Origin of the sequence: Coprobacter secundus subsp. similis, assembly GCF_015097275.1 — a bacterium.
In the GTDB taxonomy this organism is placed as follows: domain Bacteria; phylum Bacteroidota; class Bacteroidia; order Bacteroidales; family Coprobacteraceae; genus Coprobacter; species Coprobacter secundus.
The window spans coordinates 1,042,784-1,056,154 of the sequence record NZ_AP023322.1; the positions used below are offsets into that span (position 1 = coordinate 1,042,784).

Annotated in this window: 12 protein-coding genes; 5 read left to right on the top strand and 7 right to left on the bottom strand. The window is 33.9% G+C overall.

Going from position 1 to position 13,371, the window contains the following annotated elements; translation table 11 throughout:
- The first annotated feature begins 156 nt into the window (after window positions 1-156).
- On the top strand, window positions 157-2,268 hold the full coding sequence (ppk1, locus tag Cop2CBH44_RS03990) for a polyphosphate kinase 1 (protein WP_021930468.1): 2,112 nt from the start codon (window positions 157-159) through the stop codon (window positions 2,266-2,268).
- A gap of 22 nt (window positions 2,269-2,290) precedes the next feature.
- Window positions 2,291-3,187, top strand: coding sequence for a LysR family transcriptional regulator (locus Cop2CBH44_RS03995; protein WP_021930467.1), 897 nt, complete (start codon window positions 2,291-2,293; stop codon window positions 3,185-3,187).
- A 62-nt stretch (window positions 3,188-3,249) separates the two neighbouring features.
- Here Cop2CBH44_RS03995 and Cop2CBH44_RS04000 read toward each other — a convergent pair whose 3' ends face one another.
- Together Cop2CBH44_RS04000 and Cop2CBH44_RS04005 are read right to left on the bottom strand one after the other, a co-directional pair.
- Window positions 3,250-4,284, bottom strand: a complete 1,035-nt coding sequence (locus tag Cop2CBH44_RS04000) for a YeiH family protein (protein WP_021930466.1) — start codon at window positions 4,282-4,284, stop codon at window positions 3,250-3,252.
- Window positions 4,285-4,566: 282 nt separating this feature from the next.
- A complete protein-coding gene (locus Cop2CBH44_RS04005; protein ID WP_200755581.1) occupies window positions 4,567-5,055 on the bottom strand; it encodes a hypothetical protein in 489 nt (162 codons plus the stop codon).
- A gap of 193 nt (window positions 5,056-5,248) precedes the next feature.
- On the opposite strand from Cop2CBH44_RS04005, the gene Cop2CBH44_RS04010 reads away from it, so the two are divergent.
- On the top strand, window positions 5,249-6,436 hold the full coding sequence (locus Cop2CBH44_RS04010) for a hypothetical protein (protein ID WP_021930464.1): 1,188 nt from the start codon (window positions 5,249-5,251) through the stop codon (window positions 6,434-6,436).
- Window positions 6,437-6,635: 199 nt separating this feature from the next.
- On the opposite strand, the gene Cop2CBH44_RS04015 is transcribed toward Cop2CBH44_RS04010, so the two are convergent.
- On the bottom strand, window positions 6,636-8,261 hold the full coding sequence (locus Cop2CBH44_RS04015) for a DUF5060 domain-containing protein (protein WP_200755582.1): 1,626 nt from the start codon (window positions 8,259-8,261) through the stop codon (window positions 6,636-6,638).
- 35 nt (window positions 8,262-8,296) lie between these two features.
- Window positions 8,297-8,794, bottom strand: coding sequence for a metallophosphoesterase family protein (locus Cop2CBH44_RS04020; protein ID WP_055097090.1), 498 nt, complete (start codon window positions 8,792-8,794; stop codon window positions 8,297-8,299).
- A 232-nt stretch (window positions 8,795-9,026) separates the two neighbouring features.
- Between Cop2CBH44_RS04020 and Cop2CBH44_RS04025 the strand changes: the two genes are divergently transcribed.
- Window positions 9,027-10,352, top strand: a complete 1,326-nt coding sequence (locus Cop2CBH44_RS04025; protein ID WP_021930461.1) for a PhoH family protein — start codon at window positions 9,027-9,029, stop codon at window positions 10,350-10,352.
- 114 nt (window positions 10,353-10,466) lie between these two features.
- Here the strand turns inward: Cop2CBH44_RS04025 and Cop2CBH44_RS04030 are convergent, their stop codons facing one another.
- Window positions 10,467-11,435: a diacylglycerol/lipid kinase family protein gene (locus Cop2CBH44_RS04030; RefSeq protein WP_021930460.1), complete on the bottom strand. Its 969-nt coding sequence runs from the start codon at window positions 11,433-11,435 to the stop codon at window positions 10,467-10,469.
- A gap of 221 nt (window positions 11,436-11,656) precedes the next feature.
- On the opposite strand from Cop2CBH44_RS04030, the gene Cop2CBH44_RS04035 reads away from it, so the two are divergent.
- Window positions 11,657-12,172, top strand: a complete 516-nt coding sequence (locus tag Cop2CBH44_RS04035) for an HdeD family acid-resistance protein (RefSeq protein ID WP_021930459.1) — start codon at window positions 11,657-11,659, stop codon at window positions 12,170-12,172.
- 36 nt (window positions 12,173-12,208) lie between these two features.
- Here Cop2CBH44_RS04035 and Cop2CBH44_RS04040 read toward each other — a convergent pair whose 3' ends face one another.
- On the bottom strand, window positions 12,209-12,628 hold the full coding sequence (locus tag Cop2CBH44_RS04040; RefSeq protein ID WP_246469174.1) for a C40 family peptidase: 420 nt from the start codon (window positions 12,626-12,628) through the stop codon (window positions 12,209-12,211).
- Window positions 12,629-12,860: 232 nt separating this feature from the next.
- A complete protein-coding gene (locus Cop2CBH44_RS04045) occupies window positions 12,861-13,289 on the bottom strand; it encodes a DUF5606 family protein (RefSeq protein WP_021930457.1) in 429 nt (142 codons plus the stop codon).
- Between the last annotated feature and the right edge of the window lie 82 nt (window positions 13,290-13,371).

Genomic DNA, 13,371 nt, shown 5'->3' on the forward strand with positions numbered 1-13,371 from the left:
ACTTATTTGTTTTTTGGATGAAAGTCGAAAATTACACTTTTTTTTCGACATCACAAAATCTAAAACTATGGAATCGATAAAAGGTTCAAAAATCGGAGAATGCTTAAAATTAAAATTTAATCTTTTAAAAATTATAAGAGAAAAAATTATATATTTATGCTTGATATGGAAAATCGTAATGAATATAAGGATATGAATTGGAAATATTTCAAGCGAGATATCAGTTGGTTGTCATTCAACCGACGCGTATTATTAGAAGCACGAAATAAAGAGCTTCCACTGTTCGAACGAATAAAATTTTTATCAATATATTCATCAAATCAAGAAGAATTTTATCGTATACGTGTATCGGAACATCGTAATCTGGTAATGTTGAAAAATTGCTCTTCTGCAGAATATCAAAATGCCAAAGAGACATTGGCTGAAATCAATGCTGAGGTCAGTCGACAGGTAAAAGATTTCTCTTATATCTTCACTCACGAAATATTACCAGAATTAGCCTATAACGATATTGTTTTGTATCAGGGACAACCAATGCCAGATTTTCATAAAGATTTTATCAGAAATTACTTTAAAGAAGAAATTTTCCCATATTTGCAACCGGTACTTATTCTTAAAGATCATATATCATCATTTTTACGAGATAACCGATTATATTTGTCTATCCAATTACATCCTCGAGGCAGTCAGGATTCTCAAATATATTATGCTTTGATAAAGGTACCTTTTTCCAAAGTACCACGTTTTATCGAGCTCCCAGCCTATGAAAGCAAACATTACCTCATGTTCGTCGATGATGTTATCGGATACAATTTAGATATTGTGTTTCCCGGATTTGTTGTCGATGCATATTATAGCGTACGAGTGTCCAGAGACGCAGACTTTTCGATAGATTCAAATCAAAAAGAGAATATCGTCGATGAAATACGCAAACATGTAAAGAAAAGAAAGACTGGTGTAGCCAACCGTTTGGTATATAATGCTATGATGCCTCATGAAATGCTCAGCTATTTATGCCAAGCCTATAATATTCCTGAAAGTCAATGCATTGCTGCCGGGAGATATCTAACACTTGAAGATTTGATAAAATTACCGAATCCGACAGGCAAAAAATTGGCGGTAGAATCTCCTATTCCTCTTCGCGTTCCGGAGTTTGACCGATCCGGTTCCGTATTTAAAGTTATAAAGTCCCATGATATGCTGTTACATTTCCCGTATCAATCGTTTGACTATCTTATCCGATTTCTTATGGAATCGGCATATGACCCCAAAGTGGAAGAGATAAAATTGACTCAATATCGTGTGGCAGAAAATTCAGAGGTAATCAATGCTTTAGTTACTGCTGCGCGAAATGGTAAAAAAGTTACGGTTTATGTGGAATTGAAAGCACGCTTTGACGAAGAAAACAATATATTTACATCAGAACAGATGCAAAAGGCCGGTATACATGTCATATATGGAGTGCCGGGACTAAAAGTGCATGCCAAAGTTGCTTTAATATTACGTCGTTCGATAGGAGGAACTAATATGGAAAAAAGCTTTGCGTTTTTGAGTACCGGGAATTTTAATGAAAAAACAGCAAAGGTATATTCAGATATAGGTCTTTTTACCTATAATACACAAATTATCACAGAACTGAACTGCTTATTTGAGATTTTAGAGGGAAAAGATGTACCCCCTATTTTCAATACATTGCTGGTAGCACAATATAATATGCTGGATGTGCTGAAATCTATGATAGACCAAGAAATCGGAGCTGCCCAAGAAGGTAAAAAAGCTTATATTATACTAAAAATGAACGGATTACAAGACATAGATATGATAAATAAACTGTATGAAGCCAGTAACGCGGGTGTACAAATAGACCTTATTATTCGAGGTATTTGTTGCCTTGTTCCCAACCAGCCATATAGTCGCAATATACGTATTATTCGAATTATAGACCAATACCTCGAACATGCTCGTATATGGTATTTTTATGCCGGTGGAAACGAATGTGTATATCTATCTTCAGCTGACTGGATGAAACGTAATCTAAGCCGACGAATAGAAACAGCATTTCCCATCGTGGATGATAGATTGAAAAAACAGATTATCCGTATTTTACATTATCAACTGGCAGATAATGTACAAGCGTGTCAAATAGATGAACATCTGAATAATATATACGTCCAGAATAATAATCCTGAACGGGTAAGAGCACAACAAAAAATATATGAAATGTTACAAGAAGAAGTTGCCCTTTCTATGAATTACCATCAATCATAAATCTTTAGAGCCAATAAACACTATGTCAGATTTTAGATTAAAAGCGTTTATCAGTGTAGCTAAAAATCTTAGTTTTACAAAAGCATCAAAGGAACTATATATCAGTCAGCCGGCAATAACTCGTCATATACAGGAATTAGAAGCTAAATATCACATCGCTTTGTTCGAGCGCATGGGCAATAAAATAAAACTTACCCGAGCCGGAGAAATTTTGTTAGAGCACAGTGAACGGATTGTTGAAGATTATAAACGTTTGGAGTATGATTTACATTTGCTTACGAATACTTATGCAGGAGAGTTAAGAATCGGGGCCAGTACTACTATCGCCCAATATGTATTACCTGCTGTACTGGCAAAATTTGTGGATAAGTTTCCTGACGTGAAAATATCGCTTCTCAATAGCAATTCAAGACAAATAGAGTCAGCTTTGGGAGAACATCGAATCGACTTAGGTATGGTAGAGGGTATACAGCATACTCCCAATATAAAATATACTGTATTTATGCAAGACGAATTAGTTGCTGTTGTAAGCAATCGGAGCAAATTGTCACGACGTGATGAAATAAGCTTATGTGAATTGCCTCATATCCCATTGGTATTGCGTGAACAAGGTTCCGGGACGCTCGATGTTCTCGAAGCTGCACTTCTACCCTACTCGATAAAGTTATCATACTTAAATGTACAAATGTTTTTGGGAAGTACAGAGAGTATAAAACGTTATCTCGAACATTCCGATTGTATGGGTATTGTTTCTTTTAGGGCTATTCAGCAAGAAGTGTTGGAAGGAAAATTGAAAATAATAGACTTTAAAGAATGCCGTATAGAACGAAATTTTAGTTTTATACAACAATACGGGCAAGATACAGGGCTTGCTGCGGCATTTATCCAATTTGCAATGCATTATAATAAGGAAATATAAAAATTCCTCAAATTTTCGCAATAAATGAAAATTTGAGGAATTTGGTCTATGCAATTAAGTAATCAAGATAGTATTGGGGTTAAATACTTAGCCATAAGATAGCCTCCTACCAATAGCCATACAAATAATACGGATGCTAAGATAAAAGGCCGAGCTCCTGCTTTTTTAAACTTATCTATACTGGTTTCTGCTCCTAATGCAGTCATAGCCATTGTCAACAAAAATGTATCGAAGCTATTTATTCCTTCGACAATAGTAGAAGGCAATAAATCAAGCGAATTGAATCCTATAATCAATAAAAATCCTACAGCAAACCAAGGAATCGTAATTTTACTCTTGGTCCCAGTTTTAGAATGTCCCTTATTTCCGAACTTTGCCAAACATAAACTCATAATCAGCAATACAGGAGCCAATAACATAACTCTGATCATTTTTACAATGACAGCCGGATCTGATATTTCTGTCCCCATAGCATTACCAGCACCTACAACATGGGCTACTTCATGCAAAGTAGAACCTGTGTAGATTCCCATCTGCTCCGGAGTCAGTTCTAATATACCTGCCCGATACATTGCCGGATATAAAAACATGGATATGGTACCGAATATAACAACTGTAGAAACAGCGACTGCAGTTTTATGGGGTTGGCTTTTAACTACCGGCTCAGCTCCTAACACAGCAGCAGCGCCACATATAGCACTTCCTGTGGAAGTGAGTAAAGCGACATCTTTATCCATCTTCATCAATTTACCAACTAAAATTCCTAATAATAGCGTCCCCGTCACAATAATAATATCAATAAATACAGCAGGCAATCCCACATTTACAACATCTTGAAATGTCAAGCGGAAACCATAGAGCACGATACCTGTACGTAAAATCTGTTTTGTGCAAAATAATATTCCGGGAACCCATGTCTCAGGCAATCTATTGCGTAAACTATTGGCATATAACATACCCAAAATAATACCGACAATCAAGGGGCTGAACGATAATTTTTTTATAAAAGGAAATTCGGCAATATAAAAGGCCGAACAAGAAAAAAGAGCAATGAGCAGGATACCATGAAGAGTATTCGCTTTCTTTTCACCTAACATAATAACTGTCTTTAATTTTTTATTTAACGAAGACAAAGGTAAAGTTTTTCGTTTGAATTTTAATTTAATATTTTGTTATGGCTTATAACATCTTGTTAAGAGCCTATCTAAATTTTCTAATTCAATTAAAGAAATTATGTATTCAAACTTTTTATGTCTTTTATCAGTCTATATTTCCGTTCTTATATGTCACGTAACCCGCTCTCTTTTTATCAGAACTGAAAACTATCCCCGGGGATAGTTCTCAAAAAATACCTGAGCCAAATGAAACAGGCTCTAAATCTATTGATAACGGAATTTGAAAAATGGATGTATTGTATTTTCATACCATGATGGGTGTCTGATTTTTGATACTAACTCTGTAACATTGACCAATGGTAATGGGTAATTTTCGAAATCAGAATTTTTGGTACGCATTACCAGCATACCTCTTAATGAACCAATAGATACACTCAGCATAATTGTCAATAGTTCAGGTTTTACTGATATTCTATTCTTTTCTATCAAAATGTATTCTATCATATCTTCTATTTCAAATGTTACGTTTATTTTATATTCGAGGATAGATGTCTTTCTATCTTCTTTTTTTATATCATAATGTACCCCCAGTAGTATATCTGTACAATTTTGTTCTATATCGGGGCTTAATTGTACCGAAAAACCTACATGGACATTATCTTTTTTTAAATCACATTTATAGTTTTGGGTATTATCAACAAACTTTATTTCCTCGATATGAGACAATCGTATTTGCATCGCCACTCTATTCATTACTTCGTATTTAATTAGAACATTCTTCTTAAAAACAAATTGGAGGTTTTAATGTTTATTTATAACAATAATGAAAAATCTGATTTAATAGAGAAATAAATTTTATGGATTACAAAAGGAATAGATTTTCTCTTGAAATCTTTTCTTATTTTTCTGTAGTTTGTTATATCTTTGACATATCAGAAATAAGAAAATGAAAAAAAAGGATTCTTTTTGGAAAATAATGTCGGTAATATTACTGCTGTTATTAGCTATGACAGGAGGCTTTTATCTATATCGGTATAACATTGTTTCAGAACCATTTGAAATAACCGATGAGCTTGGTGGAAATATTTTTCCTTCTGCAGTTTTGTCTGTTGCTGTTACCGATACGCTTATTGTCATGCCTGCTGATACTTCTTATTTAGGCAATCCAAAATCATGCATCGGGATACGAGTTAAATCGGATAAAATGAATAGTAAGTTAAGAATTAAGGTTGCAGAAAGTCCTTTTTTTAGTGAGTCTATTTCAGAATTCATTTTGCCTAAGGCTCGTACAGAATACCTTGTTTATCCGGACATTGTATGGAAATATGATGCATTGAAAGAAAATATTCAGCCAACCCCCGTTAGTGTTGCTGTACAAGTAGAAATGAACCGAGATAATCTGGGACAAAAGGTAAGAACTTTTTCTATGCGCAGTATCAATGAATGTCTTTTAGGTTACAACGATATAAACCAGAAATTTCATGAAACAGGTATTTTTTTCGCAGCTTATGTCAACGAAGACCACCCGATGATAGATATGGTATTGAGAGAGGCTCTCAACACCCGAATTGTAAATAGATTTCTCGGTTATCAATTAAACAAAGAAAGTTCGGTAGAAAATCAAGTATATGCCATATGGAATGCTCTGCAAAAAAGAAATTTCAAATATAGCTCTGTATCGGCCTCGAGCTTGTCTTCGAATGTGGTCTATTCTCAGCGGGTCAGGTTATTCGATGATGCTATAAAATCTGCCCAAATCAATTGCGTAGACGGTAGTGTACTTTTTGCTTCTTTATTACGGGCTATTAATATAGACCCTATCTTGGTACGTATGCCAGGACATATGTTTGTAGGCTATTATCTTAATAAAAATCATACAAAAAAGAATTTTCTGGAAACAACAATGATAGGAGATGTGAATCTGGATGAATTTTTTCCGGATGAGCAGATCGACTCTACTATGGTTGGAAAATCCCAAAATCAGGTTTCGAAACTGGTATTTGACAAATCAAAGGAATATGCCAATAAAAAATATGAACAAAATAAGGCATCAATAGAACAAAAGAAAAAATTCTATATGTATCTTGAAATTTCAAAGGCCATACGGCGTAAAATACAACCTATAGGAAAGTAATGCAGTATTGCTTCAAATAAAGACTTCCATATTTTTCCTTTAATCCGAAAGAACTATTATATTTTTATAAGATATACTTCAAAATTTAATAATAAATGATAAAGTTCAATATTCTAATACTATTTTCACCATTTTTTAATTTTCTGCACCGATAATGACGATATAGATTCTCTAAAGTTAAATAATTAGAGGAATTCTATTAGGAAATTTTGTCATTCCCACTTTTTACTTCAGTTACTCTTAAAAGCAAGTAAGGAACATCCGGCAAACGTACTCCACGTTGTTTCTTGTCTAATACACGATAATCCACGGCTTCCCCTGTCTCAAAGATAGTCGGACATTTTATTATAGTCATATTCCATACATCAATAATATCTACTCTAAAATGTTTTCCTGCTTTCAGTCTCTCATAATTTGCATTTTTTACGGGAAGATTGAATCTCCAAAAGTCACTTATTTCCTTTCCCAAGCTGATAAAATAATATCCTTCACCTGCAGTAGACGTTACCAAGTCTCGACTAATATCAGACATTTGCAACGGTTCAGGCATTTCTTCAAGTATGTTTTTCAAAAATTTGACCCGTTTCCAACTTTCCCCTTTTAATTTTCCACCTTGTGCCCAAAAAATAGGGTCATTCCCTTCTTGAAAACACTCTCCATGGGTTACATAGATCCCCCCCATCAAACCGTTTACAATGAAATAAGTCAATTGTTGGGCACTCAAACGTCCCCAGCGAGATTTTAGATTACCTTCATATCCTACTTCATCACAAATTACAGGTTTATGGAATATCTGACGTAACAAAGCCGCTGCTGAAATACTATATACCGGAGCTTCATCTTGTACACTAACATGTGTAAATTCGGGCATCCAATAATCAAAATAGGTTGCGGTCGATCCGTGTATAGAACATAAATGCCGGTACGGATCGTTACTTACTACAGTTTTTATCAATAGCTTCCAATCATCTATTGTCTTATTTGTCACATAATCCCATTCATTTGCAATAGACCACCATACATTACGGAAAGACGCTAAACGATTTATAATGTAATGTATATATCTTATATTTACTTCATTTGTCATCGAATCAAATCCCCAGCGACCTTTATCGTATGGATGGAATAAAATCAAATCGACTTCTATATTAAGTTTGCTCAATTGGTCTATGCATTTTTCCAAATGACGAAAATATACAGGATTGAACTTCTTAAAATTCCAGACTCTAACTTCATCTCCCTTCTCATTTTTTATCATCTCCTTTATTTCAAAAGGATATAATTGGGGCTCTTCCTGTACCAAATCATAATTTTTGGGAAATACACACATACGTATTTTATTAAAACCGCTGTGTTTCAGAGATTCTAAAGTCTCTTCCTGTACTTTCTCATTCATATGTAGCCATGCGTAAGAGGTTGTTCCTAATGGGTAATAATGAGTACCGTCTGCATATTTGAAAGCGTGCTCACCATCTACTGATACCATACTGGACTTTCCACTTAAATTCGGAATCACAGTTAAAACTCCCGACTTTTTATTCAATTCTTTTATTGGACTGGACACTGAATATTTCCATACTCCAACTTCTGTAGGCATAAATCGTATACGATATGTGTCATCCCCATCATAGAAGCCTTTCACTTTCAATTCCTTTCCATCACATGAAAATGTTGCAAACAGTTCTACATCGAATGGATTTCCGGTTGCTTTATAGTTAAAAGTTAGTTCAAAGCGTTTCCAACACTCAATTTTCGTTTGTCCCCATGAATAATCGGCTAAAGCAATTAAAACAAAAAATGTACTGATAAAAAACTTTAAATTCATCCTATTATATAGTTACGTTTTTAGAACTAAGCACTTTAAAACTTATCTCCCAACTCCACAATCTCCAAATTTTCAAATTTTCCATTATCAATACAAAAACGCACTAACGTCCTTTTTTTATGAAATCCATATTGTCCTGCCGCACCTGGATTTATATGCAACAAATCAAGAGTTTTATCATACAGAACTTTCAAAATATGGGAATGCCCGGAAACAAATAATTTTGGAGGGTTACGATATATTTCAGGAATAACGTCCGGAGCATACTTCCCGGGATAACCACCAATGTGTGTCATCCATACATCGACTCCTTCAATGGTAAATCTTTGATGCTTTGGGCATGTTATCCTTATTTCATGCCCGTCAATATTGCCATATACGGCCCGTACCGGCTTTATAGTTTCGAGCTTTCTCAATACATCCATTGAGCCTATATCTCCAGCATGCCATATCTCATCACACTCAGAAAAATATTTGATATACCGATCATCCCAATACGCATGAGTATCCGACAATAATCCTATCTTTTTCATATCAGTCACAGTTTGGTGCAAACATACATAATCTTTTATAATATGTGAATTGTACATTCACTTTTTTAATAATATAAATAGGATAAATAAAGACAAATAAAACATTTTTTCATTTTCAAATATAGTTTTATTACAGATATTTGGTTATCTTTGGATAAATCCTCTGGATAATAGCGATTATCATTTACATCAGGACTCTCTTTTTTATATCAACACTTTAAATGATACCATTATGGGAAATAAAAAAAATTTTGTGTTAGATACAAATGTTATTCTTCACGACTACAAATGTTTATTTAATTTTCAAGACAATGATATCTACATACCTATTGTCGTATTGGAAGAGTTAGACAAATTTAAAAAGGGAAACGACCAGATAAACTATAATGCAAGGGAGTTTGTCAGGGAATTGGATGAAATAACAGATGATGATTTATTCACCAAAGGGGCTAAACTCGGCCCAGACCTCGGAAACTTATCCATATTGGTCGGTTATAACTATCCTGAAGAGGTAAAAGCCGCGTTTCCTGAACGTACTCCAGACCATTTAATTCTTGCTGCAACCCATTTTCTGGCATCAAAAAATCCTGATACAAAAACAATATTGGTCACTAAAGATGTAAATCTAAGAATGAAAGCCCGTTCCTTGGGTATACTAACAGAAGATTACAATAATGATAAAGTAACAAATATCGATATTTTTGAGTCAGAACAACGATATTTTGACGGTATTGACCCACAAATAATCAATGACATCTATAAATCCCATGAAGGAATTCCGGCAGAAAAGTTAGGATTAAACATTGATTTTAAATCAAATGAATGCTTCATATTGAACAGCGGCAATTCTACCGTTTTAGCTCGGTATGTATCAGCGACCGGAATGGTAAAAAAAGTCATAAAAGAAAAAAATTTCGGTATTGAACCTCGTAATGCAGAACAAAGTTTCGCTTTTGAATTACTCAATGATCCCAATGTAAAACTCTTGGCTCTTACAGGAAAAGCCGGTACAGGGAAAACACTTCTCGCGTTGGCCGGAGCATTACGACAAAGCCGAGAGTACAAGCAGATTTTACTGGCGCGCCCTATCGTTGCTTTGGCTAATAAAGACTTGGGATTTTTGCCTGGTGATGAAAAACAAAAAATCGCTCCTTATATGCAACCGCTATTTGATAATTTAAACGTCATTAAGCACCAATTTTCGTTAGGGGGTGCGGATTATCGCTATTTACAAGACATACAAGACAAAGGACAGTTAGTTATAGAAGCCTTAGCTTATATTCGCGGGCGAAGTCTGTCTGAGACATATTGCATTATCGACGAAGCTCAAAACCTTACACCCCACGAAATTAAAACCATTATAACCAGAGCCGGAGAAGGCACCAAAATGGTATTTACAGGAGACATTCAACAAATAGATTCCCCTTATTTGGATTCTCAATCGAACGGATTAGTCTATATGATAGATAAAATGCAGGGACAAAGTATATTCGGCCATGTAAACTTAGTAAAAGGAGAACGTAGTGAATTATCAGAATTGGCAAGTAATTTGTTGTAATAAAACAATGAATAAATACCTATAAAGTTTTTAACTTGTGTATACTATATCTCCCATAAAATAGAAAAAATTTCTATTTTATGGGAGATTAGTTATATAATTATGCCCACGCATTCATATATCAAGTTCTGTCTTAATAGTATCTATAACTTCCCAAAAAGCCGTATGAATAGGTTCAATAAACAATTTCTTAGAATTTTCTCGAGGAACGATAGCTTTTAAGCCATTATGAACACATTTTATTTCAATTTCTTTATCCATCTCAACAGGTTCCCCATCGATATGCATGATTCCGGGGTTCTCTCGAATAATTTTTAGATATGGAGTTTCAAATGTACGTATATTGGGATTTTTATCAATAACTTTCGTAAACAACTGTACCGCCATGGGAGCAATATCAAAGGGGGTAAATGGCAATATAATTGTTACGTCAATTTTTCCATCCTGCATATTGGCATGAGGAGCTATATAAGCATTATTCCCATATTGTGACGCATTGGCACAAGCTATTAAAAAAGCTTTTTCTTTTATTTTCCCATTTTCACTAACGATAAGATAAGTTTCCGTTTTATATTTCAAATATTCGGTAACAACTTTTTTTACATAAGTCATTCCTCCACGATGCTTACCCTCAGCAAAACGATGACTAACCAATGCATCGAAACCTACACCACATGTACAAAAGAAAAGCTTCTCATTTGCTTTACAATAATCTAACGAAACAATATTCCTTTCATTTACAATTTTTAATGCCCCCATGACATCCATTGGAATATCCAAATGTCTGGCCAGCCCATTCCCTGATCCCATAGGTATAATGCCTAATGCTGTATTGGAATGAACCAACGCTTTAGCTATTTCATTACAAGTACCATCACCTCCTATCGAAAGGACACAGTCCACATCGGAGGATACAGCTTCTTTAGCCAATAAAGTCGCATGACCGGCATATTCAGTAAAACATATATTTATATCATATAATGACGAGTCTAATACCTCCTTAACAGCTTTTGGTATATCTGATTTCTGATGAGTCCCTGAAATAGGATTTATTATAGCTAATAATTTTTTTTTAGACGTCATTATTTCAATTTATAAAATTTCGAAATACAAAAATAACGGAATAAATCGATTTTCCAATTTTCCAAATACATAGAAAATTTATTTTAAGATATGGGAACAATTGGATTTCATACTCCCACTTATGTTTTTGATTATGTAGAGATTTTCTTATATATATTGAACTATATTTTCGAAAAAAGGTTATATTTGTAGTTAAGAATAATAAAATTTAGATATATAATATGGGAACAATTCAGTGGACTCTGATTCGTAGTGTATTTGCAATAGTATTGGGTATTGTAACAGTTAAATGGCCAGATCAAGTTTTGGGTTATATTGTTTCCATTATAGGCATAATGTTCATTGCAACAGGTATTGTTGCTCTTCTCAACTATTTTTCTCGTCGTAAAAAGGCTATATCCAAATCATTTTCTTATATCCCAGTAGAAAGTATAGGAAGTATTTTATTGGGTCTATGTCTCGCCCTTATGCCTACTGTTTTTATCGGGTTTTTAATGTATGTCTTAGGCTTTTTATTATTATTGGCTGGTATTTTTCAAATACTAACACTCGCGTCCATACAACGTAATACTACAGTAGCACTTTTTTTCTATTTATTCCCGATTTTGATTCTTATAACAGGAATTATTATCTTGATTAATCCATTCGATTCGATGAACACAGTCCTGATTGTATTTGGTATAGCGGCTATTGTTTACGGAGTTATCGATATTATCAACTATTTTAAATTCAGATAAATATAACTTAGAATATCCGTCTATCATATTCATTCTTTATTTTTTTCTTTTAACTCTACCCGCTCCTACCCAAGTTTTGCGGTAATAATTCTCATCTAATGAACTTAGAATCACTCCGCGAGATGTCGTAGAATGCACAAAAAGATTATCTTTTAGGTAAATACCTACATGATTTATCTTTTTCTTATTTTTGGTCGTAGCAAAGAAAACGAGGTCTCCCCCTCTTAATTGTTGTCTAGAAAGTTCTCGGCAATCCTGCTGCATCATTTGTTCTGAAGAACGGCTCAATACAACGCCATATACTTCTCGATAAACATTCAATACTAATCCAGAACAATCTACACCTTTGCGGGTAATTCCTCCGTACTTATAAGGGACTCCAATCCATGACGATATTTCAAGGTAAAGAGGAAAATAATCTTTATTACTAACATGTATCCCTAATGCACAACTCACACTTTTAACAGAGGCAGGAACCGTTTGAGGAACCTTTGTTACATGGCATGATGAAAGCAATACAAGAAAGAAAAAACATATACTTTTAACATACCTACTTTTTATTACCATATTATTATATAAAAAACTTCCCAAAAAATTACAATCATAATATGTTTATATACAGATAGTAAATTTTTGAGAAGTATTCTTTTCTCTCTTTAATTTAGAAACTTTAGACCTTATTTAAATTTTATTCTGCCTTTTCTGCCGATAAATTTTCCTCTGCCTTTTCTTCAACAAAATCAGTCAAGCCTTTTTCAACTAAAAGATTATACCACCCCAATAGTTTTTTTATATCTGTTGTATAAACTCTTTCTCTATCAAAATCCGGTAATATTTCAGCAAAGTAATTACGTAAAACCTTATCTTCCGCTTTCGTACTTACCGATGCAACTCCCCCATTTTCTTTTTCTTTAATCTTATTCATAACATCGGGAAGAGGAGCTTCTCCACCTTCAGTGAAAATAGCAATATCTCCTACTGAAATTACCTTATCATGAGCATATGCAGGGATACGCTTTCCCGTCAGCAGAGATTCAACAATCAACATATTTTTTCCTTGAGATACTAATTTATATAAACCGGGTTTCCCGGATATAGACAAAATTTTCTTTAACATATCAATTATTTTTTGTGTGTTAATAATATTATTTAGCAAAAGTAATATCGAATATTTAATTTATCAATTACACACCATAAAT

Bases quoted from the DNA above. Each gene is read 5' to 3' on its own strand.
- ppk1 (WP_021930468.1), top strand. From the start codon at position 157: ATGCTTGATATGGAAAATCGTAATGAATATAAGGATATGAATTGGAAA.
- Cop2CBH44_RS03995 (WP_021930467.1), top strand. From the start codon at position 2,291: ATGTCAGATTTTAGATTAAAAGCGTTTATCAGTGTAGCTAAAAATCTT.
- Cop2CBH44_RS04000 (WP_021930466.1), bottom strand. From the start codon at position 4,284: ATGTTAGGTGAAAAGAAAGCGAATACTCTTCATGGTATCCTGCTCATT.
- Cop2CBH44_RS04005 (WP_200755581.1), bottom strand. From the start codon at position 5,055: ATGAATAGAGTGGCGATGCAAATACGATTGTCTCATATCGAGGAAATA.
- Cop2CBH44_RS04010 (WP_021930464.1), top strand. From the start codon at position 5,249: ATGAAAAAAAAGGATTCTTTTTGGAAAATAATGTCGGTAATATTACTG.
- Cop2CBH44_RS04015 (WP_200755582.1), bottom strand. From the start codon at position 8,261: ATGAATTTAAAGTTTTTTATCAGTACATTTTTTGTTTTAATTGCTTTA.
- Cop2CBH44_RS04020 (WP_055097090.1), bottom strand. From the start codon at position 8,794: ATGAAAAAGATAGGATTATTGTCGGATACTCATGCGTATTGGGATGAT.
- Cop2CBH44_RS04025 (WP_021930461.1), top strand. From the start codon at position 9,027: ATGGGAAATAAAAAAAATTTTGTGTTAGATACAAATGTTATTCTTCAC.
- Cop2CBH44_RS04030 (WP_021930460.1), bottom strand. From the start codon at position 11,435: ATGACGTCTAAAAAAAAATTATTAGCTATAATAAATCCTATTTCAGGG.
- Cop2CBH44_RS04035 (WP_021930459.1), top strand. From the start codon at position 11,657: ATGGGAACAATTCAGTGGACTCTGATTCGTAGTGTATTTGCAATAGTA.
- Cop2CBH44_RS04045 (WP_021930457.1), bottom strand. From the start codon at position 13,289: ATGTTAAAGAAAATTTTGTCTATATCCGGGAAACCCGGTTTATATAAA.